This window comes from Streptomyces sp. NPDC001401, from assembly GCF_042895385.1.
Lineage (GTDB): Bacteria > Actinomycetota > Actinomycetes > Streptomycetales > Streptomycetaceae > Streptomyces.
Genome location: NZ_JBIAWI010000022.1, coordinates 165,541 through 187,475 on the forward strand (window position 1 = coordinate 165,541; position 21,935 = coordinate 187,475).

General features: G+C 71.4%; 24 protein-coding genes and 1 pseudogene. 13 read left to right on the forward strand and 12 right to left on the reverse strand.

What is annotated here, in order from left to right; genetic code table 11:
- Nucleotides 1–10: 10 nt before the first annotated feature.
- The gene (locus tag ACFY10_RS46770) at nt 11–871 is read left to right on the forward strand and encodes a DUF3152 domain-containing protein (protein WP_390671485.1); all 861 of its coding nucleotides are present in this window, start codon (nt 11–13) and stop codon (nt 869–871) included.
- 29 nt (nt 872–900) lie between these two features.
- Here ACFY10_RS46770 and ACFY10_RS46775 read toward each other — a convergent pair.
- The 3 genes and pseudogenes from ACFY10_RS46775 to ACFY10_RS46785 form a co-directional block, all read right to left on the reverse strand.
- Nucleotides 901–1,350, reverse strand: a pseudogene (locus ACFY10_RS46775) (oxidoreductase C-terminal domain-containing protein); the annotation flags it as partial.
- Nucleotides 1,351–1,518: 168 nt separating this feature from the next.
- Nucleotides 1,519–1,905: a cytochrome P450 gene (locus ACFY10_RS46780; protein ID WP_390671486.1), complete on the reverse strand. Its 387-nt coding sequence runs from the start codon at nt 1,903–1,905 to the stop codon at nt 1,519–1,521.
- Complete coding sequence (locus tag ACFY10_RS46785) at nt 1,905–2,087, reverse strand: hypothetical protein (RefSeq protein ID WP_390671487.1); 183 nt, start codon at nt 2,085–2,087, stop codon at nt 1,905–1,907. Before ACFY10_RS46785 ends, ACFY10_RS46780 begins: the two co-directional genes overlap by 1 nt.
- 586 nt (nt 2,088–2,673) lie before the next feature.
- Between ACFY10_RS46785 and ACFY10_RS46790 the strand changes: the two genes are divergently transcribed.
- Nucleotides 2,674–3,861 carry a sensor histidine kinase gene (locus ACFY10_RS46790; RefSeq protein WP_390671488.1) on the forward strand — a complete coding sequence of 396 codons (1,188 nt, stop codon included), beginning with the start codon at nt 2,674–2,676 and terminating at the stop codon, nt 3,859–3,861.
- Nucleotides 3,862–3,918: 57 nt separating this feature from the next.
- Entirely contained in the window at nt 3,919–4,602 is a 684-nt protein-coding gene (locus tag ACFY10_RS46795) for a response regulator (protein WP_390671489.1), read from the forward strand.
- A 17-nt stretch (nt 4,603–4,619) separates the two neighbouring features.
- On the opposite strand, the gene ACFY10_RS46800 is transcribed toward ACFY10_RS46795, so the two are convergent.
- Complete coding sequence (locus tag ACFY10_RS46800) at nt 4,620–5,312, reverse strand: TetR/AcrR family transcriptional regulator (RefSeq protein ID WP_390671490.1); 693 nt, start codon at nt 5,310–5,312, stop codon at nt 4,620–4,622.
- Between the two features lie 118 nt (nt 5,313–5,430).
- Between ACFY10_RS46800 and ACFY10_RS46805 the strand changes: the two genes are divergently transcribed.
- The 4 genes from ACFY10_RS46805 to ACFY10_RS46820 all read left to right on the forward strand — a co-directional run bounded on the left by ACFY10_RS46805 (nt 5,431) and on the right by ACFY10_RS46820 (nt 9,141).
- Nucleotides 5,431–6,180: an SDR family oxidoreductase gene (locus tag ACFY10_RS46805; protein ID WP_390671491.1), complete on the forward strand. Its 750-nt coding sequence runs from the start codon at nt 5,431–5,433 to the stop codon at nt 6,178–6,180.
- Nucleotides 6,181–6,227: 47 nt separating this feature from the next.
- Entirely contained in the window at nt 6,228–7,130 is a 903-nt protein-coding gene (locus tag ACFY10_RS46810; protein WP_390671492.1) for an SDR family NAD(P)-dependent oxidoreductase, read from the forward strand.
- A 121-nt stretch (nt 7,131–7,251) separates the two neighbouring features.
- Nucleotides 7,252–8,208, forward strand: coding sequence for a non-homologous end-joining DNA ligase (ligD, locus tag ACFY10_RS46815; protein ID WP_390671512.1), 957 nt, complete (start codon nt 7,252–7,254; stop codon nt 8,206–8,208).
- A gap of 156 nt (nt 8,209–8,364) precedes the next feature.
- On the forward strand, nt 8,365–9,141 hold the full coding sequence (locus tag ACFY10_RS46820; RefSeq protein WP_390671493.1) for an NPP1 family protein: 777 nt from the start codon (nt 8,365–8,367) through the stop codon (nt 9,139–9,141).
- A 220-nt stretch (nt 9,142–9,361) separates the two neighbouring features.
- Here ACFY10_RS46820 and ACFY10_RS46825 read toward each other — a convergent pair whose 3' ends face one another.
- Nucleotides 9,362–10,348: a DUF5937 family protein gene (locus tag ACFY10_RS46825; RefSeq protein WP_390671494.1), complete on the reverse strand. Its 987-nt coding sequence runs from the start codon at nt 10,346–10,348 to the stop codon at nt 9,362–9,364.
- Nucleotides 10,349–10,468: 120 nt separating this feature from the next.
- Here ACFY10_RS46825 and ACFY10_RS46830 point away from each other — a divergent pair, with 120 nt between their 5' ends.
- Nucleotides 10,469–11,653 carry an MFS transporter gene (locus ACFY10_RS46830; RefSeq protein ID WP_390671495.1) on the forward strand — a complete coding sequence of 395 codons (1,185 nt, stop codon included), beginning with the start codon at nt 10,469–10,471 and terminating at the stop codon, nt 11,651–11,653.
- Nucleotides 11,654–11,731: 78 nt separating this feature from the next.
- Complete coding sequence (gene hemC / locus ACFY10_RS46835) at nt 11,732–12,667, forward strand: hydroxymethylbilane synthase (protein WP_390671496.1); 936 nt, start codon at nt 11,732–11,734, stop codon at nt 12,665–12,667.
- A gap of 12 nt (nt 12,668–12,679) precedes the next feature.
- On the opposite strand, the gene ACFY10_RS46840 is transcribed toward hemC, so the two are convergent.
- The 4 genes from ACFY10_RS46840 to ACFY10_RS46855 form a co-directional block, all read right to left on the reverse strand.
- Nucleotides 12,680–13,201 carry a hypothetical protein gene (locus ACFY10_RS46840; RefSeq protein WP_390671513.1) on the reverse strand — a complete coding sequence of 174 codons (522 nt, stop codon included), beginning with the start codon at nt 13,199–13,201 and terminating at the stop codon, nt 12,680–12,682.
- 191 nt (nt 13,202–13,392) lie between these two features.
- Nucleotides 13,393–14,253: an ABC transporter permease gene (locus tag ACFY10_RS46845; protein ID WP_390671497.1), complete on the reverse strand. Its 861-nt coding sequence runs from the start codon at nt 14,251–14,253 to the stop codon at nt 13,393–13,395.
- Complete coding sequence (locus tag ACFY10_RS46850) at nt 14,213–15,073, reverse strand: ABC transporter ATP-binding protein (protein ID WP_390671498.1); 861 nt, start codon at nt 15,071–15,073, stop codon at nt 14,213–14,215. Before ACFY10_RS46850 ends, ACFY10_RS46845 begins: the two co-directional genes overlap by 41 nt.
- Entirely contained in the window at nt 15,070–15,522 is a 453-nt protein-coding gene (locus tag ACFY10_RS46855; RefSeq protein ID WP_390671499.1) for a MarR family winged helix-turn-helix transcriptional regulator, read from the reverse strand. The genes ACFY10_RS46850 and ACFY10_RS46855 overlap by 4 nt, the downstream gene beginning before the upstream one ends.
- Nucleotides 15,523–15,759: 237 nt before the next feature.
- Here ACFY10_RS46855 and ACFY10_RS46860 point away from each other — a divergent pair, with 237 nt between their 5' ends.
- The gene (locus tag ACFY10_RS46860) at nt 15,760–16,554 is read left to right on the forward strand and encodes a SigB/SigF/SigG family RNA polymerase sigma factor (RefSeq protein WP_390671500.1); all 795 of its coding nucleotides are present in this window, start codon (nt 15,760–15,762) and stop codon (nt 16,552–16,554) included.
- Between the two features lie 36 nt (nt 16,555–16,590).
- On the opposite strand, the gene ACFY10_RS46865 is transcribed toward ACFY10_RS46860, so the two are convergent.
- Nucleotides 16,591–16,926 (reverse strand): ANTAR domain-containing protein, encoded by a 336-nt coding sequence (locus tag ACFY10_RS46865; RefSeq protein WP_390671501.1) that lies wholly within the window; start codon nt 16,924–16,926, stop codon nt 16,591–16,593.
- A 166-nt stretch (nt 16,927–17,092) separates the two neighbouring features.
- Here ACFY10_RS46865 and ACFY10_RS46870 point away from each other — a divergent pair, with 166 nt between their 5' ends.
- Complete coding sequence (locus ACFY10_RS46870; protein ID WP_390671502.1) at nt 17,093–17,896, forward strand: VOC family protein; 804 nt, start codon at nt 17,093–17,095, stop codon at nt 17,894–17,896.
- Nucleotides 17,897–17,908: 12 nt separating this feature from the next.
- On the opposite strand, the gene glgX is transcribed toward ACFY10_RS46870, so the two are convergent.
- Nucleotides 17,909–20,140 (reverse strand): glycogen debranching protein GlgX, encoded by a 2,232-nt coding sequence (glgX, locus tag ACFY10_RS46875; protein ID WP_390671503.1) that lies wholly within the window; start codon nt 20,138–20,140, stop codon nt 17,909–17,911.
- The gene (locus ACFY10_RS46880; protein WP_390671504.1) at nt 20,137–20,649 is read right to left on the reverse strand and encodes a pep a2; all 513 of its coding nucleotides are present in this window, start codon (nt 20,647–20,649) and stop codon (nt 20,137–20,139) included. The genes glgX and ACFY10_RS46880 overlap by 4 nt, the downstream gene beginning before the upstream one ends.
- 320 nt (nt 20,650–20,969) lie before the next feature.
- Here ACFY10_RS46880 and ACFY10_RS46885 point away from each other — a divergent pair, with 320 nt between their 5' ends.
- Both ACFY10_RS46885 and ACFY10_RS46890 read left to right on the forward strand, forming a co-directional pair.
- Nucleotides 20,970–21,269, forward strand: a complete 300-nt coding sequence (locus ACFY10_RS46885; RefSeq protein WP_390671505.1) for a DUF5133 domain-containing protein — start codon at nt 20,970–20,972, stop codon at nt 21,267–21,269.
- A gap of 87 nt (nt 21,270–21,356) precedes the next feature.
- A partial coding sequence (locus tag ACFY10_RS46890; RefSeq protein WP_390671506.1) for a maltotransferase domain-containing protein occupies nt 21,357–21,935 on the forward strand: 579 nt, incomplete at its 3' end.

Consider the following 21,935-nt stretch of genomic DNA (forward strand, 5'->3'; position numbering starts at 1 on the left):
CTGAACAACCATGACCGCGCACAAAGCAACCCGCTCCCCCAGCCACCGCCGTCGAAGCGGCACCGCCCACGCCGCCGTGCGCGGGCCGAAGTCGCGGCTGTGGGGAGGTCTGGCCGCGCTGACCGTGCTGAGCGCCGCCGGTCTCGCAGCTGTCGGCTGGACGTCTCCCGGCGGGAACGACACCCATGCCGCTGCCCAGCCCGTCCCCACGACGCCCCCTCCCAAACCCTCCCGTCTGCCCCACAGAACCAAGCCTTCGCCCAGCCCGTCCCGCAGTTCCTCGGCCCCGCCCGCCAAAAAGGACATCCCGATGACGGGGCCGGGCACGTTCACCACCGCGCCCGGCGGGGGCGCCAAGGCCGGAACCGGCACGGCGCTGCGCTACCGGGTCGACGTCGAGGACGGCATCGACCTGTCCGCCGCAGCCGTGGCCAAGGAAGTGGAGCGCATTCTCGCCGACCGCCGCGGCTGGACGGCCGACGGCCACTCGGCGTTCCAGCGGGTCTCCGGTGGCAGCACCGACTTCGTCGTACGCATCGCGACACCCGGGACCGTGGACAAGATCTGCGGTGAGTACGGCCTGGACACCGAAGGCAGGGTCAACTGCAGTGTCGACAGAAACGTGATGGTCAACCTCAAGCGGTGGCTGCTCGCCACCCCCGTCTACGCCAAGGACGTCACCGCCTACCGCGCGCTCATCATCAACCACGAGGTCGGCCACTTCCTCGGCCACGGCCACGTCGGCTGCCCGGGCCGGGGACGGCCGGCCCCCGCGATGATGCAGCAGATCAAGGGCATGCACGGCTGCGTGCCCAATGTCTGGCCGTACGACGAGCGGGGGCGATACATCACCGGACCCGCCCGCCCTTGATTCGGTCCGTCCGAGGCAACCGTCGTGCCTCAAGCCCCTGTTGGAGAGGTCTGGGCGCGCACGGCCTCGCCCCAGGCGGTGCCGGCGGCGATGGCCGACCGCCACCGCCGGATGTCCTTGGGCGGCCTGCCGACCGCGAGGGCGCCGACCACCCGGTCGCCGGTGCGGTGGGCGGCGACGAACCGCCCTTCGTCCAAGTCGCCGTCGACGACGGCGACTTCGTCGTGCCCCCGCAGATGGCTGTAGACCTGGATCCTCATGTCGTACTGGTCGGACCGGAAGTACGGCACCGGGGCGAACGGCTTGCGGGCGTCGGGACGGAGCGGGTTGTGGGCGGCGGCCATGCCCTGTTCGGCGGCGTTGGTGCGGTGCTCGATCCGCATCGACGTGCCGAACCGGGGGTTGTGCCGGCGGACGACGTCGCCGACCGCGTACACGTTCTGCGCGGCCTCGCAGCAGTCGTCGCAGACCACGCCGTCTCGCCGCGCTCCTCGCGCATCTCGGCGGGCAGTTCGGGCAGGCACCGGTTCCGGGCGAACCAGGCAGTCCACCCAGTCGCGTACGTCCGTAAAGTCGCCGACCTGGGCCAGCCGGGACCGGATCTCCTCGATGCGCGCCGTGTGTCTGCGGACGATCGCCCCCCATGCTCACCACCGCACGGGAACTTCGCCCAGCCCGCCGACGGCCAGTCCCTCGAGCCGCCGCAGGTCCGCCGCCGGTGCGGCGAGTTCCAGCGACGGAAGCCTACGCACCAGCACATGGAGGACGGTCTGCAGCTCCGCGCGGGCCAGCTCCTGCCCCGGACAGACATGCGCTCCGGCACCGAACGCCAGACGGGGATTCGGGCTGCGGTCGAGCCTCATCTCGCCGGGTGCGTCGAAGACGGTCGCATCCCGGTTGGCGACGGCCGTGTTGCACAGCGCCGTCGTCCTGGCCGGACCCGTGCCGGCGGGCGTTTCGGCCGCGCCGCGGGCGAAACGCCGAGGTGGCGGCGCTGACCTACCGCTCCCTGTTGGCCGCCTGCCGACGGCCATCAGGCCCGCGTCCTGCGGGTGCGCAGCAGACTCACCCCCGCCCCGAGGGAGACGACCCCGAGGCCGACGCAGGTCAGGATGGACTGCGCACCGTCGATGGCGAACGGTGCCACGGTGGCGACGACGAGGTTGAACAGGAACAGGAACCACAGCACGGGCCTCGACGCGAGCAGGGGCTTCATCGTGGTTTCCTTCCGGGACTGTGAACGGTTGAACGCGCACCGCCAACCATTCCGTCGCAAGCCGGCCGGCTCGATGGAGTACATGCCCGAACCCCTGGTGCAGCCTGCTCCACCACCCACCGCGGCCGCGCAATCGTGCTCCGGGATGACGCGCGCGCGACCCGTACTGCGTACTCAGTAGGCGCGATTGTCGGCAGGCGCACGACGACGTGACGGCCCCGTCCCGGGAGCCTGGGGAGGTATGCGAGATCGGATGGGGAGGACCGCCATCGCCCGGGACTCAGGCCTGACAGCCGCCGTGGTGCTGCTGCCCGCCTTCGGCTCGCCGGCCACGGCAGGGCCGGCGCGGCTGCCGCGGTGACTGGACCGACCGCTGTCTGCCCTCGACATGGAGGGCGAGGCTCACCCGCAAGGGCCCGTGCGCTCCGCCCTCGGCCGAGCCGTTCGCACAGGAGTCCACCCGCGTCTGACCTCGTCCCCTTCCTCCGAGAGGGTCGCCCGTGTCGCAGGACACGGGCGGCCCTCGCCCGTCGTTCCCGGCGGGCATCGCCCACCATGGCTTCCAGGACCCGACCGGAGAGACGCGATGAGCATCCCTTGGCAGCGATACGCGGACGAACACGCGCGCACCGTCGACACCATGACGGCCGCGCTCCTGTTCGCCGCGTTCCTCCTCGGCAGCGAGATCCGCGTGCCCGGCACGCACCGGCCGGACGCCGTGGGCCTCACCATCGCCCTTGCGGCGTTCTCCTGCGGGGCCCTGTTCTGGCAGCGCACCCATCCCCGCACCGTGGTCGCGGTGACCGCGCTCGGGGCGGCCGGCGCCGGTGCGCTGGGCCATCTGCTCACGCCGCTGCTGCTGGCGCCGGTCATGGTCGCGCTGTTCCGGCTGGCCGTCACCACCGGCCGCGGGACCACCCGGTTGTTCTTCTTCGCCACGCTCTCGCTGATGGTGACGACGGCCTTCGCCGTTGATCCGGGCGACCGTCCCTGGCCGCTCGAGACGCTCGGCCCCGGGGCCTGGCTGCTGCTGCCGGTGGCCACCGGCAACGCGGTCCGGATGCGGGGGGCCTATCTGGAGGCCGTCCAGGCCCGCGCCGAGTACGCCGAGCGCAGCCGGGAGGAGGAGGCACGGCACCGGGTCGCGGAGGAGCGCATACGCATCGCCCGCGAGCTGCACGACGTGGTCGCTCATCACTTGGCCCTGGCCAACGCCCAGGCCGGCACGGCGGCGCATCTGACGCGCACGCATCCCGAGCAGGTCCACAAGATCCTCGCCGACCTCGCCGGTACGACGTCCTCGGCGCTGCGCGAGATGAAGGCCACCGTGGGCGTGCTGCGCCGGCAGGACGGCCCCGACGCACCCTTGGCCCCGAGCCCGGGGCTCGGCCGACTCGGTGAGCTGACGGACGCGTTCGAGTCCACGGGCCTGACCGTCCGGATGTTCACGGAGGGCACGCCCCGCCCGCTGTCACCGGGGGTGGACCTGACGGCGTACCGCATCGTGCAGGAGGCGCTGACCAACGTCGCCAAGCACGCAGCCGCCCGCGCCGCGCACGTACACCTCCACTATGGCGAAGACCAGCTGACCCTCACCGTCACCGACGACGGCGATTCCACCGCCGCCGCAGCCCCCGCCCCGGGGCACGGCTTCGGGCTGATAGGCATGCGCGAGCGCGCCCAGTCCGTCGGCGGCGCCCTGCAGGCCGGGCACCGTCCACAGGGCGGCTTCGAGGTCACCACCCGCCTTCCCCTGTACCCGACCGCTCCCTGACGCCCAGAACCCCGTGACGCATGGAACGGGAACCATGAGACGACAAGAACGGACCCCATGACCATCCGCGTGCTGCTCGCCGACGACCAGGCCCTCCTGCGGGCCACGTTCCGGATCCTGATCGACTCCTGCGACGACATGGAGGTGGTCGCCGAGGCCACCGACGGCGCCGAGGCCGTCGCCCTCGCGCGCGTGCACCGCCCCGACCTCGTCCTGATGGACATCCGCATGCCCGGCACGGACGGCCTGGCCGCCACCTCCGCGATCTGCGCCGACCCCGAGCTGTCGGGCACACGCGTGCTGATCCTCACCACGTTCGAGATCGACGAGTACGTCGCCCAGGCGCTGCGGGCCGGCGCGAGCGGGTTCCTCGGCAAGGACGTGACCGCGGACGCGCTGCTCGACGGCATCCGGACCGTGGCCGTGGGCGAGTCGCTGCTGTCCCCGCTCGCCACGCGCGTGCTGATCACGCGCTTTCTGACCGCCCCCGCGCAGGGTGCGCGGCTGGCGGCGTCCGAGGACCTCGGCGCGCTCACCGTCCGCGAGCGGGAGGTGATGGCCTGGGTGGCGGAGGGCCACTCCAACGAGGAGATCGGCGAGAAGCTCGTCGTCAGCCCGCTGACGGTACGCACCCATGTGCACCGCGCGATGATGAAGCTGGGCGCCCGCGACCGCGCCCAGCTCGTCGTCATCGCCTACCAGTCGGGGCTCGTGCAGGCGTCGCCGCCCGCGGAGCGCTGAGCTTTCAGGCCGAGGGGTCAGCCTGCGGAGAGTTTGTCCAGCCACTGCTCCAGCAGAGCCGATTCCGCGGGTGTGAACACCGGGGACTGTTCGGCCCGCAGGCGGGCCGCGAGCGTCGCGGCGGCGACCGGGACCGCACTGTCCGGCTCTCGCGGCTCGCCCGCGCCGGCCGGACGGGTCAGCGAGTCGAGCACGGTGTCGCGCAGCCGCTCGGAGAACTGCGGGTCCGGGTACTGCTCGGGTCGGGTCAGCATCGACAGGGCCGCCCCGACATTGGCGGACATGATCATCTGTGTGGCGAGGGCGGGCGGGACGGTGAGGCGGCCGGCGGCGGCGCAGCGTTCGAGGATCCCGTGCAGCAGGGCGTGCGCCTCCTGGGCCGCCGCGGGCGGGGCCGTCAGCTCGGGCGAGTACATCAGGCGGTAGTGGTTGGGGTGGTCCAGCGCGAAGCGCATGTGGTTGTCCCAGCCGCTCCTGAGGTCGGCGACCGGGTCGTCGCTGGGCCGAGCCTCCCGCTTGGAGGCGAGGTACTCCTCGAAGCCCCGGTCGACGACGGCGGCCAGCAGCCCTGCCTTGTCGCCGAACAGCCGGTAGAGCATCGGCGCCCCCACCCCGGCCGCCTCGCACACCGCACGTGTCGAGACATCGGCGACCGGTGCCTTGGCCAGCAGGTCCGTGGCCGCTTCCAGGATCTTTTCCCTCGCATCCATGCGTCCACGGTACGCCATCCGTAGCACTGATACGAAATCGACTATACCGTCGCTACGAAAAGGTGTTATCGTCGATACGAGCAATTCGTAGCAGCGCTAACAAGCGAAGGATGCAGCCATGACCACTCAGTCCCCCACGGACCAGCGCGTCGCGATCGTGACGGGCGGATCGCGCGGCATCGGCCGGCAGGTCGCCCAGCGGCTCGCCGCCGACGGGTTCGCGGTCGTCGTCGGGTACGCGGGCAACAAGGACGCGGCCGACGACGTCGTACGCACCATCGAGGGCGCCGGCGGCACGGCGTACGCCGCCCGCGCGGACGTCGGCGACGAGACAGCGGTCGCCGCCCTGTTCGACCTGGCGGAGGCCACGTACGGCGGCATCGACGCGGTCGTGCACGCGGCCGGGCGGATGCCCCTCTCCCCCGTCGCCGAGCTCGACCTCGGTGAGCTCGACGCCCTGTACCGCACCAACATCCGCGGCACGTTCGTCGTCGACCAGCAGGCCGCCCGCCGGCTGCGCCCGGGCGGAGCACTCGTCAACTTCTCCACATCGGTGGTGGCTCTCGCCTTCCCCGGCTACGGCGCCTACGCCGCGAGCAAGGGGGCGGTCGAGGCACTGACGCTGATCCTCGCAAGGGAGATGCGCGGCCGCGACGTGACCGTGAACGCGGTGGCGCCCGGCCCCACCGCCACCGAGCTCTTCCTCGACGGCAAGGACGAGGAGACGGTGGCCCGTCTGGCCGCGCAGCCGCCGCTGGAGCGCCTCGGGACACCGGAGGACATCGCAGGCGTCGTGTCCTTCCTCGCCGGCCCCGAGGGCCGCTGGATCAACGGACAGGTGCTGCGGGCCAACGGCGGCATCATCTGACGGCGCGCGCCGTCCTTCGCAAAGTCGAGAGTTCGAGAGGAACAGTCGTGAGCAACAGCAAGGTCATCCTCGTCACCGGTGCCTCCAGCGGATTCGGCGCCCTCACCGTCCGCGCGCTCGCCCGGCGCGGGCACACGGTCTACGCGGGCATGCGCGCCCTCGGAACACGCAACGCTCAAGCCGCCGCCGACCTGGCCTCCCACGCGGCCGAGCACCAAGTCGACCTGCGCGCCGTGGAGCTGGACGTGACACGGCAGGACAGCGCGGACGCGGCCGTCGCCCGCGTCGTCGACGAACAGGGGCGCCTCGACGTCCTGGTCCACAACGCCGGGCACATGGTGCTCGGCCCGGCCGAAGCCTTCACCCCCGAACAGCTGGCGGGCGTCTACGACACCAACGTGCTCGGCACCCAGCGCGTCAACCGGGCGGCCCTGCCCCAGCTGCGCGCTCAGGGGCAGGGGCACCTCGTCTGGATCGGCTCCTCCAGCACGCGCGGCGGCTGCCCGCCCTTCCTCGCCCCGTATTTCGCGGCGAAGGCCGCCATGGACGCCCTTGCGGTGAGCTATGCCGCCGAGGTCATACGGTTCGGGATCGACACCTCGATCATCGTGCCCGGTGCCTTCACCTCGGGCACGAATCACTTCGCCCACGCCGGCTCACCGGCCGACGCCGACCGGGCCGCCGCCTACGACGCCCGCTACAAGGCGCTGATGGACGACGTGAATGTGCGGCTGGCCGGGCTGATACCGCCCGACGCAGATGTGGCCGACGTCGCGGAAGCCGTCGTACGGAGCGTCGAACTGCCGCCCGGCAGACGGCCGTTCCGGATCCACGTCGACCCGAGCCGCGACGGCAGCGAGGTCGTCTCGGCCGTGGCCGACCGCATCCGCGCCGAGTTCTTCCACCGGGTGGGCCTCGACGACCTGCTGACGCCGGCGAGCAGTCTGTAGACAGTGCCGTGCATGGCCGGCCCGTGGGCAGCGCCGTTCAGGGGAAACCGGCCGTGGGGGTGAATGGCGGCGGGCCGCACCGTCGACAACTCACCCCGTGACGCTCCGCCTGATCCCGCCCATGCTCGCCACGCCCGGTTCCCTGCCGCCCGCCGCGCAGGACGCCCGCTGGGCCTACGAGACCAAGCAGGACGGCCAGCGCGTGGTGGCCTACCTGGAAGGGGACGGCAGCGTCCTGCTGCGCGCACGGTCCGGGGAGGACATCACCGGCGCGTATCCCGAGCTGCGGCCGCTGGGCGAGGCGCTCGGTGCGACGTCTGCCGTGCTGGACGGGGAGGTGCTGGCGCTGGACGAACAGGGCCGTGCCGACTTCCAGTTGCTGCAGTCCCGCATGGGGCTGGCGCACGCCCCCGGCAAGGCGGCGCGGCAGGCGGCGAAGGTGCCCGCACACCTCGTCCTGTTCGACGTGATGCACCTGGGCGGCCGCGACCTCACCGCACTCTCCTATGCCCGTCGGCGCGGGCAGCTGGAGGGTCTCGGTCTCGACGGCCCGTTCTGGTCCACCCCGGCCGCTCTGGTCGGCCACGGCGAACAGGCCTTGCGGGCCACCCGTGAGCACGGTCTGGAGGGGCTGGTCTGCAAGCGGCTGGACTCGGTGTACGAGCCCGGCGTGCGCTCCCGGGCCTGGATCAAGATCCGCAACATGCACAGCGAGGACGTCGTCGTGGGCGGCTGGCTGCCCGGCAAGGGACGGCTGTCGGGACTGCCCGGCGCCGTCCTGGTGGGGCAGCGGGCCGCGGGACGCCTGCGGTACGTCGGGAATGTGGGCACCGGCTGGAGCGAGGCCGAGCGCTCCCAGCTCGCCGCGCTGCTGCGGGCCGCCGCGACCGATGCGTGCCCCTTCGACCCCGTGCCGCCGGTCGCGGGGGCCCGCTGGGTGGTGCCCCGGCTGGTCGGCGAGGTCCGCTACAGCACCCGCACCCGGGCCGGACTCCTGCGCCAGCCGTCCTGGCTGCGGCTGAGGCCCGACCTGGCGCCCGAGGACGCATCTGCCGACATCCCCGACGAATCGATCTGAGCCACCTTCTGACACACCGTCACCGTCCAGGACGTTGGGCTGCGCTTCACCACGGGTACGCCCGCGGTCTCTTGGCCCGGAAGTGAAAAGCCGGGATGCTGAACTCCCTTGCCCCCCACAGCCGTTGGGCTGCGCCCGGACCAAGAGGAGGACGCAGTGTCGTCACAGAAGTTCAAGGCGCACCGCAGGAGATGGCTGACCGCTCTGGCCGGCGCCGCCGCGCTCGTCGTCGCCTTCCCCGCCGCCGCCTTCGCCGCCCCGCCACAGGCGCTGCCCGCCAACGCGGAGGCCGCCGAGTTCACGTATCAGCCGGCCTTCGACTACGACACGGACGGCTGCTACTCCACGCCCGCCATCGGCCCCGACGGCACCGTCAACGGCGGCCTCAAGCCGACCGGCTCGCTCAACGGCCAGTGCCACGACGCCTCGGACCTCGACAACACCAACAGCTACTCGCGCTACAAGTGCAACAACGGCTGGTGCGCGTACATGTACGGCCTGTACTTCGAGAAGGACCAGGCCGTGGCCGGCAGCAGCATCGGCGGGCACCGGCACGACTGGGAGCACGTGGTGATCTGGGTGCAGGACAACCAGATCAAGTACGTCTCGACGTCCAACCACGGCTCGTTCACGGTGCACGCGGCGTCCGACGTCCGTTTCGACGGCTCGCACGCGAAGATCGTCTATCACAAGGACGGCATCCGCACGCACTGCTTCCGGCTGGCCAACTCGAACGACGAGCCACCGGAGAACGACAAGCACACCTGGCAGTACCCGCCGCTGGTCGGCTGGAACGGCTACCCCGCGGGACTGCGCGACAAGCTGAGCGCGTACGACTTCGGGAGCGCCAACTTCGGCCTGAAGGACAGCAACTTCGCCTCCCATCTGTCGTCCGCCGAGCCGTCCGGAATCGCGTTCGACCCGAATGCCTGATCCGGCGACACAGCAACGGCAGCGCGCCGGTCTTCAGGCGGCTGCGAAGGGGGCCGGTGGCGACGGCGGCGGCACGCCAACGTGTCGTGCCGCCCTCGTGGCCCGCCATCCCCCGGACGAATGGGGCCCTGCCAACCAGTTCGAGCGGATCCACCCGCAGTGGAAGGGTCCGTGACCTGCGGAAAGAGGATGTGACACAGCTTCTCGGCGTTCTCCTGGGCTAGTTGCCGTCTACCAGGGCGTCGCCCAGACCTGTACGCCCGTACAGCACGTAGTGGCCCTGCCGTCGTGAGTCGAGCAGGCCTGCATCGCGCAGGGCCGTCAGGTGGGCCGACACGGTCGACGGCGCCAGGCCGTGCCGGCGGGCCAGTTCCGTGGTCGGGGCGGGGGCGGTGAGGCCGGCGAGGACGGCGGCGCGCTGGTGGCCCAGGAGGCGGGCCAGGGCCTCGGGCGGGCGCGGTGCCGGGGCGTGGAGGCGGCCCATGCCGCGGGCGGGGTAGATGACCGTCGGCTGCCAGGGGCGGGCGAAGCCGCTGACGACGTCCGGCCACACGAACACGCTGGGCATGAGCAGGATGCCGCGCCCGTCGGCCCGTTGGGCGTCCGCGAGGTCGTCGTACATGCGCAGCGTCAGCCGGTGGCCGGCCCAGTCGATGCCGGGGTGCAGGTCGGTGAGCAGCGCGTCGAGGCCGCCGTCGGCCGCCTGGCGGGAGCGGTGGGCGACGTCGGCCGCCAGGACGGCACGGTGGCGCGGCCAGTCCGGGGCGAGCAGGGCGTGCCAGGCGAGTTCGGTGAGGTCGGCGAGGCGGCGGACGGTTCCGGCGGGGTCGTCGAGTGCCGCGCGGCCCTGGGGCGACTCGGCGAGACCGGCGGTGCACGCGAGCGAACGGGCCATCTCCGCGCGGGCCAGAGCGGGATCGGTGGCGCGCATCCGGGCCAGTTCGTCGTCGATGGAGGGGTACGGCTCGTCGGGGGGCGCGCCGAGGAAGTCCGGGGTGTAGCCGCCGGGGCGTGGGACGAACAGCCACAGGGGCGACAGGTCGAGGCCGGCGAGGGTGCGACCGAGGCGGCGCAGCCAGGCACGGTGGTAGCCGTGCCTGGCCGGGCGGCGCAGCATGCGCAGGGCCTCGTGGGTCTGGCACAGCGGCGAGATCGCGAACCGGCAGCGCGTCAGGTCGTCGGCGGCCAGGTGCAGGGTCAGCGGCAAGGCGGCCTCCGTGAGCAGCTCCTGTGGGATCCGATTCGGTCTGGATCGAAACAGTAGAAGCCATCTGCCGGCCCCGGCACGCTTGCCCGGCTGTTTCCCGACACCCCGGAGGGCACCTGGATGGGCAGCGTACGTCCGGCCGCATGGCGCAGGGCCGCCGTCGTCGCGGCGCTGATGCTGGCGGCGTTCACCTTCAACACCGCGGAGAACCTCCCCGTGGGTCTGCTGTCGCTCATGGCGGCCGACCTGGGGGTGTCACTCTCGGCCGTGGGCGCGCTGGTCAGCGGGTACGGCCTGACGGTGGCCGTGGTGTCGCTGCCGGCCGCGCATCTCACCCGCTCCGTACCGCGCCGGTATCTGCTCGCCGGGCTGCTGGGTCTGCTGGCGGCGGCCAGCTGGGTGTCGGCGCTGGGGAGCGTCTCGTACGGGCTGCTGCTGGCGGCGCGGGTGGTCACCGCGCTGGCGCAGGCGTCGTTCTGGGTGCTGATGGGGCCGGTCGCGGTCGGGCTGTTCCCGCCCCAACGGCGCGGCCGCGTCATGGGGTTGCTGTCGGTCGGCGGTTCGCTGGCCACGGTGCTGGGCACACCGGCCGGGACCTGGCTGGGCGGACACGGCGGCTGGCAGGCGCCGTTCGTGGTGCTCGGCGCGCTCGCGTTCGTCTCCCTCGTCGTCATCGCCGCCCTGCTGCCGACCTCCCGCCCCCAGGAGAGTCACGCGGCGTTCGGTGCCGATCCGGACCGGCGCAGGTTTCTCGTCGTCGTCGCGACCACCGCCCTGTCGGTGACCGGGGTGTTCGCGGGGTTCACGTATGTCGTCGCCTTCCTCGACGACGTCAGCGGGTTCGGCAAGGACGCGGTGAGCGCCGTGCTGTTCGCGTTCGGGGCGGCCGCTCTGGCCGGTGTCGCGCTCACCGGGCCGCTCCTCGACCGTTTCCCGCGCGCCACGCTCACGGTGCCGGTGGCGACACAGGCGGCGGCGCTGCTCGGTCTGTATGCGGCCGGAAGCAGCAAGGTGGCGACGGTCGCGCTGTTCATGCTGCTCGGCGCCTCGGTCGCGCCCGTCTTCATGGCGACGCAGAGCCAGGTGCTGCGGGTGGCGCCGGGCCGCACCGAGTCGGCGCTCGCGGCCAACTCGGCCGCCTTCAACGTGGGCGTGGCCGCCGGGTCCCTGCTGGGTGGCGCTCTTGTGCCGGTCGTCGGAGTGCGCGGCGCCTTTCTGGTCGGCGGGCTGTTCACGGCGGGGGCGCTCGCGTTGCTGACCTGGCCGGAGTCCAGGGTGTCGGCGGCCGCCGTGGAGCCGGGGTGATCAAGTGGATGAGTGATTCAGGTCCCCAATCGGGCGGTAGCGGACAGACACCCCCTTGCGACGGTCTATCGTGTCCGCATGTCCGTCCCCGAAATGATCCGCATCGTCTCCCGCGACTCCCCCATGGCCCTGGCCCAAGTGGAGCGTGTGCGCGCCGAGTTGGCGGTCCTGCATCCCGGTGTGCGCACCGAGGTCGTACCGGTGAAGACGACCGGTGACAAGTGGATGGGCGCGCTGTCCAAGGTGGAGGGCAAGGGGGCGTTCACCAAGGAGGTGGACGCCGCTCTCCTGGCGGGCGAGGCGGATCTGGCGGTGCACTGCCTCAAGGACGTGCCCGCCGACCGGCCTCTCCCGGCGGGCACGACGTTCGCCGCGTTCCTGAAGCGGGACGATGTCCGCGACGCCCTGGTGCATCCGGGCGGCCTCACCCTGGACGAGCTTCCGGAGGGGACCCGGATCGGCACCTCAGCGGTGCGCCGCGTCGCCCAACTCGCCGCCACCCACCCGCACCTGGAGTGCGTGCCGTTCCGCGGCAACGCCAACCGGCGGCTGGCCAAGCTGGCGGCCGGCGAGGCGGACGCGCTGCTGCTCGCGGCGGCGGGCCTGGAGCGTATCGGGCGCCAGGACGTGATCACCGAGGTCCTCTCGCCGGAGACGATGATGCCGTCGATCGGCGCGGGCATCCTCGCCCTGCAGTGCCGCGAGGGCGACAGCGATCTCATCGACGCGGTCAGCGGGCTCGGCGATCCGGGCACGCACCGGGAGGCCGCCGCGGAGCGGATGTTCCTGCATGTTCTGCAGGGGCACTGCAACAGCCCGATCGCCGGGTACGCGCGCGTGGACCGCGGTGGCGAACTGTCGCTGCGGGCCTGCGTGTTCACCCCGGACGGCAAGACCCGGCTGAACGCCCACGAGTGGGCCGGCCGACTCGACCCGGCCACGCTGGGCACGTCGGTCGCGGTGGCGCTGCTGCGTCAGGGTGCCCGCGAGATCATCGACGGCATCCCGCACTGAGGCAGCCCCTGATCAGGCGGTGCCCTCTTCCGCCTGGTCGCGCAGGAACGTGCTCACCTGGTGGGCCAGGACGTCCCGCGTCGAAGCGGGGTGCGCGCCCACGGGCTCCTCGTGCAGTCCGATGCCGCCCGCCCACAGTCGGCGGTCGGCCCACTCGTCGTCGACGCGCAGCTGGATCTGGATGTCGACCTGGCTGAGACAGGCCTCCGGACCGGCCGCGTACAGCACGGCGGTGGCCCGGCGCAGCGGGTAGACGTCGAAGCCCTCGATGAACTGCGAGTTGCGCCAGTCGATGAACGCGGCCTCGCCGTCGGGGCCGAGACGCACGTCGATCTGGCCGTCCTCGAGGTGGATGGTGGCGTGCCGGCTGCCGCGGTTCTCGACGGTGATCCGGAGGCTGAAGTACGTCAGCCCGGCGGCCGCGTCGTCCCGTCCGCGCGGGGGCTCGGCGGCTTCCAGACGGTGGACGCGGACACGCAGGCCGGCATGCTCGTCGTACTCCTGCCAGTCCCCGACCACGTTCGGCTCGTACACAGTCCACCTCATCGACCTCAGAGAGCTGCTTCCTATCTGTGCGCTCAGTGCACTGTCAAATGAGCAGAATGCGCTGTGGCCAGCGAATTCACCCCCTTTGATCGGTGATCAAGCCGTGCGCAGCAAGGATGGGCGGACGGGCGGCACGGATGCGTACGCGCGCGTGCCGCACATCACGTTCCGGTGCATGATCAGCGGGCCAGCCGGCCGAGGAGCGAGGAGGCCGCGGTGATGCCGAGCGCGGCGGCCACGAGCAGCACCCCGAAGTCGAGGGCCACGTGCGCGTGCGTACCGAGGAGGAGGCCACGCAGTGCGTCCACCTGGTAGCTCAGGGGGTTGACCTTGCTGATGGCCTGGAGCCAGCCGGGCATGACGGACACGGGGTACAGGGCGTTGGAGCCGAAGAACAGCGGCATCGTGATGGCCTGCCCGAAGCCCATGAGGCGGTCGCGGTTGAGGACGATGCCGGCGATGGTCATCGACAGGCACGAGAAGAAGGCGGAGCCGAGGACCACGATCGCGGCGACACCGAGCAGCTTCAGCGGGTTCCAGGTCAGCGCCACGCCGAGGAGCGCGGCGATGAGGATGACGACGACGGCCTGGATCAGGGACTTCACGCCGGCCGCGAACGCCTTGCCGGTGATCAGGGCCGAGCGCGGGGTCGGCGTGACCAGCAGTTTGTTGAGGATGCCGGCGTCGCGCTCCCAGATGATCTGGATGCCGTAGAAGATGGCGATGAACATCGCGGACTGGGCGATGATGCCGGGTGCCAGGTAGTCGACGTAGGGGATGCCGCCGGTGGGGATCGCCTTGATCCGGGTGAAGGTCTGACCGAAGATCAGCAGCCACAGGGCGGGCTGCACGGCGCGGGTGTACAGCTCGGTGCGGTCGTGGCGCAGCTTCTGCAGTTCGACGGCGCACATCGCGACCACGCGGGCGGGCAGCAGCCGCCAGCCCGCGCGGGGCCTGGGCGGCCGCAGCAACAGGTCGATGCCGGGTGCGCGGACGGGGTCAGCCGACGCGGTGCGCGGTGCGGCGGGTGCTTCGGACATCGCGGAAACCTCCTGCCTGGTCGTCGAGGCCGCTGCCCGCGACGTCACGGAAGACGTCCTCAAGCGTGGGCAGCGGATCGGTGGCCGCCGCGCCCGCGGCGCGCCGACGGTCGCCGAGCCCCTCCCTGAGCTCGTCCGGGGTGCCGAGGGCCCGGATGCGGCCGCGGTGCATCAGGGCGACCCGGTCGCAGTACTGGTCGGCCTCGTCCATGTAGTGGGTGGTCACCAGCACGGTCATGCCGGTGGCGGTGCGGACGGCATTGATGTGCTCCCACACTCCGGTGCGGGCGATGGGGTCGAGGCCGATGGTCGGTTCGTCGAGAATCAGCAGCCGGGGCGCGCTGACCAGCGCCTGCGCAAGTTCGAGGCGGCGCACCATGCCGCCGGAGTAGGTGCCTGCCAGCCGGTCGGCCGCATCGGTGAGGTCGACGGCGGTCAGGGCCTGGCCGACGCGGTCGGCGCGTTCGGCGCGGGGGACGTCGAAGACGCGGGCGAACAGGGCGACGTTCTCGCGGCCGGTCAGGCCGGCGTCGGCGGACAGCTGCTGCGGTACGTAGCCCAGCAGGCGCCGTACGGCCATCCGGTCCTTGGCCGCGTCGTGGCCGAAGACGCGGACCATCCCGGCGGGGACCGGCAGCAGTGTGGTGATGCACCGGATGGCGGTCGTCTTTCCGGCGCCGTTGGGTCCGAGCAGGCCGAAGACCTCGCCCTCCGCCACCGACAGTTCCAGTCCGTCGACCGCGTTCGTCCGCCCGAAGGCGTAGGCGAGTCCGGTGCAGGTGACGGCCTCGGCCCGTCCGGTGTCGGCGTTGTGCGTCATGTCTCCTCGGCCTCCTCGTGCAGGGTGTCGGCCAGCCTGCGCAGGGCCGGGATCGCCGCGCGCAGTGCCTCCCGGTCCGGGTCGTCGAGACGGGACAGCCCGCCGCGTACGAGTTCGGCGCGCCGTTTGCGCCACTCGGCGAGCCGGGCCTCGGCCGCCGGTGTCGGCATCAGCCGGGCGGCACGCCGGTCGGCGGGGTCGGTCTCGCGGACCAGATAGCCCTGCCGGGACAGTTGGTTGACCAGCGTCGAGACCGAATTGCCGGCCAGGTACAGGTCCTTGGCGGCGTCGGATATGCCGATGCCGGGCCGGGTCACGACCAGGCGCAGCAGTTCGACCTCGGCGCCGCGCAGCTGCGGGGCGATCTGCGGGCGCAGGTTGCGCCTGACCAGCCGCTGGACGCCGATGAGGGCGTCGATCAGCTCGTCCGGGAAGGTTTCCGGTTCCACATCAGCAGATTATCTCTGTAGCAGAGGTAATGAACCCAAGGAACGGTCAAGCGCGCAGCCGCCTTCCGCAACGTCCCGTTTTGTTTGTGATGTCCCGATTCCGGGCATCAGCATTAAGTGCTTCGGACAGGAGGCACGTCCGTGGGAGCCGGTCGGGCTCCGGATGTCTCCGCAGGTCCGAGTCCGCATCTCTCATGGCGCCCGTCCCCTCGGCACCGCCTCAGGGAGGTGCGCACCATGCGTGTCGCCAGCGCCAGCACTAAATCTCATCCGCACGACGACGCCCCCGACACCGCCGAAGCCTTCGCCCGGCTCACGCGGCTGTCCGATGGGCCCCAGCGCAGACAGTTGCGGGACGAACTGGTCGAGGCCTGGCTGCCGATGGCCGAGCGGATCGCCGTGCGGTTCAAGGGGCGCGGAGAGTCCCTGGAGGATCTGTACCAGGTCGCGGCCCTCGGCCTGGTCAAGGCCGTCGACCACTACGACCCGGCCCGCGGCCACGCCTTCGAGGCGTACGCGGTGCCGACCGTCACCGGGGAGATCAAGCGGCACTTCCGCGACCACATGTGGACGCTGCATGTGCCGCGCCGGGTCCAGGACCTGCGCAACAGGGTGCGGCAGGCCGTGAAGGAGCTGTCCCAGACGATCCAGGGGCGGGGACCGACCGTCACCGAGATCGCCCGGCAGGCGCACCTGACCGAGGCCGAGGTGCGCACAGGGATGGAAGCCCTGGAGTGCTTCACCGCACTGTCGCTCGACGCCGAGATGCCCGGCACCGACGGATACGCCCTGGCGGACGCGATCGGCGGCCCCGATCCGGCCTACGACGTCGTCGTCGACCGAGTGGCGGTCGGGCCCTGTCTGCAGTCGCTCCCCGAGCGCGAGCGCACCATCCTGTATCTCCGCTTCTTCGGGGGCATGACGCAAAGCCGCATCGCCCAACAGCTGGGCATCTCGCAGATGCATGTCTCCCGGCTGCTCAGCGGCTGCTTCGACCAGCTCCGGGCGGAACTCCTCACGGAGACCGGCTGACCGTTGCGCCGTCCGGCCGCACGTGGCCCCCTCGCCTCACCGCTCGGGTGGGGCCTCGGGGATCTGTGTGGGACCGTAGCGGTCCAGGGCGGATTCCAGTTCGACCTTGATGTCCGGGGGCAGCACTCCGTTGCGCCCCCAGATGAGAATGAGTTCCGCGACATTGCGGAGCTTGATGTTCGTGTGCTGGGAGACGTCCTTCAGCACCGCCCACCCCTCGTCCGGCGTCACCCGGCCCAGCGCGACCATCATTCCGATCGCCTGGTCCACGACGGCATGCGAGACGACGGCTTCCTTCAGCTGATCGACTTCTTCCTGCAGCGCGAAGATGCGATCCGTCTCGTCGGCAGGTTCATGGGGTACCGGTGCCACTCATCCATAGTGGCACTCACGCTGCCCGCTGCCACCGGGCAGCAGACGCCCACAGCACCCGTTTCGGCCACACCCGGGGGTACTCGGCAGGCGCATCGTGCGGTTCCGGTTGGACACTGGTACGAGACCGGTGGCTGCCGGTCGACGAGACCAGGACGCGACTGCCATGAACCACGACACCTCACGCCCGCGCGGCGTGACGCACATCGTCACCTCGGCCTCCGTGTTCGGGGCCCCGTGCTGGGTGAGCCTGACCAGCCGCGATGTCGACGCCACCGAGGACTTCTACCGGGCCGTGCTGGGCTGGGAGTGGCGCTCGGCCAAGCTCGGTGACCGCTTCCGGATGGCTCTGGTGGACGGGACTCCCGTGGCCGGGATCGCCGCCGTGGCCGACATGTGGCAGATGGCGGTCGCCTGGACGCCGTACTTCGCCGTGCCCAGCGCGGACGAGGCCGTGGCGAGGGCCCAGGAGCGGGGCGGCACGGCTGCGGTCGGCCCGCTCTCCTTCCCGCCGGGGCGGGCAGCGCTGCTGGCCGACCGGGACGGTGCGACCTTCGGGGTCTGGGAGGGGGCGCTGGTCGCCGACTGGGAGAAGTGGCGGCACGCGGCCCCGACCTTCATCAGGCTGCACACGCGCGACGCCTTCGACGCCGCGATCTTCTACGGCGAGGTGCTGGACTGGGCCACAGATCGGCCCGGCAGCTGCGAGGTCCTGTACGAGGGCGGCGAGGTGGTGCTGCGCAGCCAGGGCGACATCGTGGCGCGCATCGAGTCCGGGGCCCTGGGGGCGGCACCCGACCCCACCATCCGGCCCCACTGGCAGATCCACTTCGCGGTCGAGGACGTGGCGGCCTGTGTACGGGCCGCCGAGGTGCACGGCGGCAGTGTCCTGTCGAAGGGCAGCGACGAGGCGGTGCTGCGCGACGCGGACGGTGCGCAGTTCACTGTGACTTCGCGCCGCGAACGGTAGCGGCCGGGGCGACTACGGACGTGCCGCGACGGCTGTTGGTCGTGTGCGGCGTCGTTGGGGCTGGTCGCGCAGTTCCTCGCGCCTCTTGGGGCGCCCCTTCGGGGCGCAGGGAGGTCTCGACAGGAGTAGGAGGCTGCGGCGCTCGACCAGGATGGTGGTGGCCGCCTTGTACTCCGATTCGTCCGGTGGGCCGTGCGGTTCGGCGGTGTCGACCAGGGTGGTCCAGCGCTCGCCGTATGTGACGTCCGGCAGCCGGAACTCCACCGGCTCCCAGTAGCTGTTCAGCAGGAGCAGGAACGAGTCGTCCACCACGGGACGGCCGCAGGGGTCGGGTTCGGCGATGGCGTCGCCGTTGAGGAACACGCCGACGGAGTGCGCGTCGGAGCGCTGCCAGTCCTCCTCCGTCATCTCCTGCGCGTCCGGCGCCAGCCATACCAGGTCGGGCAGCGGCTGGCGAGGGTGGGTCGCGGTCTCGCCGCGGAAGAACCGGCGCCGGCGCAGCACCGGGTGGGCGGCGCGCAGTCCGATGACGTACCGCGTGAACTCGGCGAGGCCCCGCTGTTCCTCGGTCAACTCCCAGTCGATCCAGGAGACTTCGTTGTCCTGGCAGTAGGCGTTGTTGTTGCCGCGCTGGGTGCGGCCCAGCTCGTCGCCGTGGCTCAGCATCGGGATGCCCTGCGAGAGCAGCAGGGTGGCCAGGAAGTTGCGCTGCTGGCGGGCGCGCAGCTCCAGCACGCCCGGCTCGTCGGTGTCGCCCTCGACGCCGCAGTTCCAGGACCGGTTGACGCTCTCGCCGTCCCGATTGCCCTCGCCGTTGGCCTCGTTGTGCTTGTCGTTGTACGAGACCAGGTCGCGCAGGGTGAAGCCGTCGTGCGCGGTGACGAAGTTGACGCTGGCCCGGGGGCGGCGCCGACTGTGCTGGTACAGGTCGGCGGAGCCGGTCAGCCGGGAGGCGAACTCGCCGAGGGTGTGCTCACCGCTCCGCCAGAAGTCCCGTACGGCGTCGCGGTACCTGCCGTTCCACTCCGACCACAGCGGCGGGAAGTTGCCCACCTGGTAGCCGCCCTCCCCCACGTCCCACGGCTCCGCGATCAGCTTGACCCTGCTGATCACGGGGTCCTGCTGGATCAGGTCGAAGAACGCCGACAGCCGGTCCACCTCGTGGAACTGCCGTGCCAGTGTGGCCGCGAGGTCGAAGCGGAAGCCGTCGACATGCATCTCGGTCACCCAGTACCGCAGCGAGTCCATGATCAGCTGGAGTACGTAGGGGTGCCGCATCAGCAGGCTGTTGCCGGTGCCGGTGGTGTCGTAGTAGTGGCCCCAGTCGCCGTCCACCAGGCGGTAGTACGAGGCGTTGTCGATGCCGCGGAAGGAGAGGGTGGGGCCCTTCTCGTTGCCCTCGGCGGTGTGGTTGTAGACGACGTCGAGGATCACTTCGAGGCCGGCCGCGTGCAGCGCCTTCACCATCGACTTGAACTCGGTGACCTGCCCGCCGCGGGTGCCGTGGGCGGCGTAGGCGTTGTGCGGGGCGAAGAAGCCGATCGTGTTGTAGCCCCAGTAGTTGGACAGGCCGCGGCCCTGCAGCACACCGTCCTGGACGTACTGGTGCACCGGCATCAGCTCCACCGCGGTCACGCCGAGTTTCGTCAGGTGCTCGAGCACCGCGGGGTGCGCGAGTCCGGCGTAGGTGCCGCGGAGTTCGGGCGGGACGTCGGGGTGGGTGCGGGTCAGGCCCTTGACATGGGCCTCGTAGATCACACTGTCGGCGTACGACTGCCGCGGCGGCCGGTCGTCGCCCCAGTCGAAGGCCGGGTCGGTGACCACGCCGAGCATGGTGTGTCCGGCGCTGTCGGACCGGGACCGGCCGCCCGGTGCGCGCTCGAAGAGGGAGGCGTGGTTGTCCACCTGCCCGTCCACCGCCCTGGTGTACGGGTCGAGGAGCAGCTTCGCCGGGTTGCAGCGGTGGCCCAGCTGCGGGTGCCAGGGCCCGTGCACCCGGTAGCCGTAGCGCTGTCCCGGCCCGATGTCCGGCAGGTAGCAGTGCCAGACGAAGCCGTCGACCTCGGTCACCGGGACGCGGCGCTCGCCGCCGTCGTCGTCGTCGACAAGGACGAGTTCGACGCGTTGGGCCACCTCGCTGAAGAGCGCGAAGTTGGTGCCTTTCCCGTCGTAGGAGGCACCCAATGGGTAGGGGTGCCCGCTCCAGACGGGCACCCCTGGCTTGCGGCGGCGCTTCGCCGTCACCGGGCATCCTCCAGGACGCCGTCCGGCTCGCGCACCTGACCGGCCAGAGCCACGGCCGGCATCTCGCGGGGCACCTGGAGCACCTCACGCAGGCTCGGCGCGGGCGCCACAGGCACCAGGGGCATCCGCTCGCCGGCCCTGGCCCGCTGCGAGAACCAGATGACCTTGCTGCCGGTGTCCGTGGCGCAGCAGCCCCAGCCGTCGCTCATCGCGGCGATCCGCTGCAGACAGGCTCGCATGTCGTGGTCGGGGCGCAGGTCGCAGTCGTTCTCCCCCACGGCGGTGATCAGATGCTGTCCGTTCCACCACATCTCGATGGACGTGCTCTTGTCCGTCGCATGCTCGTCGATGGCCCTGAGCAGCAGCTCGGCGCCGCTGCAGACGGGCTCGACCAGTGTCTCGAGGTCCCAGAGCCGGAGATGCGCGGCCAGGATGCGCCGTACCTGTCCGACCCGTTCGGGGCTGACTTCCACGTCGAGGTGGTAGTAGCAGGGCACTGCGGTCTTCATCTTCGTTGGCTCCTCACCCGCGAGGCTCCCGCTCCTTCTCGCCCCTGCAGGACGAGCCCCGAACGCGAAGCGTGAGCGTTGATCGCTTCTGAGTCACCTCAAGAGTGGGTGAACTAGACCATTCGTGCAACACGAGCGCGCACCCGGAGTGACCGAAGGCCCGGCCGGGCATGGTTGAAGATCCAACAAGACGCTGGGTCGCCGCGCGTGCACCATGTGTGAAGACCTCGATACCCGTAACGGATCCGTGCGTGCCCACGCACGGCCGCCGCCCGACGGTCGGGAGACGTGCGATCGAGCCCCGGAAAGTGAAGAGGGTCATGCTGCTACCGGCCAAAGCCGAAGTGGCCCGGCAACTGCGGCGGTACCGGGCCTGGGAACGCGTCATGCTCGCGTCTCCCGCCGACCACGCGGTGCGCGCCACCTTCGAGGACTCGGGCTACACCTTGTGCGTGCTGATGGGCAAGCGCTGCGCGCGCGAAGCCGCGGACGCCGCCGAGCGCTATCTCGGGTCCACCCTGGGGGCCTATCTCCGGGAGCAGAACGAGCGGCCCCGGACGGGTGCGGCCGAGCGGCGCGGGCCGCCCAAGGCACAACAGCATTTCGCCGCAGGGAGGTAGAACCCCTGCGGCTCCGCGCGTACTGCGCAGCCTGTATCCCTCGACCGGGCCAAGGGTCCGGTCTCCAGCACGGCGGAGGTGAGACCCATGAGTTCGATTCCGGCCATCGGCCGCATCCCGGTGCGGGACGTCCATCCGGCGGTGGAGTGCGGAAGGCGCCCGGCCAAGGCGGTCGTAGGGGAAACGTTCGAGGTCACTGCGACCGTGTTCCGCGAGGGCCACGACGCGGTCGCCGCCAACGTCGTCCTGACCGACCCGGAGGGCCAGCACGGCCCGTGGACGCCGATGCGGGAACTGGCCCCGGGCTCCGACCGCTGGGGCGCCGAGGTCACGCCCACCTGCGCGGGCCACTGGACGTATCGGGTGGAGTCCTGGAGCGACCCGGTGGGCACGTGGCGGCGCAATGCCCGCATCAAGATCCCGGCCGGCATCGACACCGGCCTGGTGCTGGAGGAGGGCGGCGACCTGCACGAGAAGCTGGCCGCCGGGGTGCCCGAGGGCCCGGGGCGTGCTGCGGTCCTGGCGGCGGCGGAGACTTTGCGCGACGACTCGCTGCCTGTCGCCACCCGATTGGCGGCGGCGTTGACGCCGGAGGTGGATGCGGTGCTGGCCCGGCATCCGCTGCGGGAGTTCGTCACCGCCTCGCAGACCCTGCCGCTGCTGGTG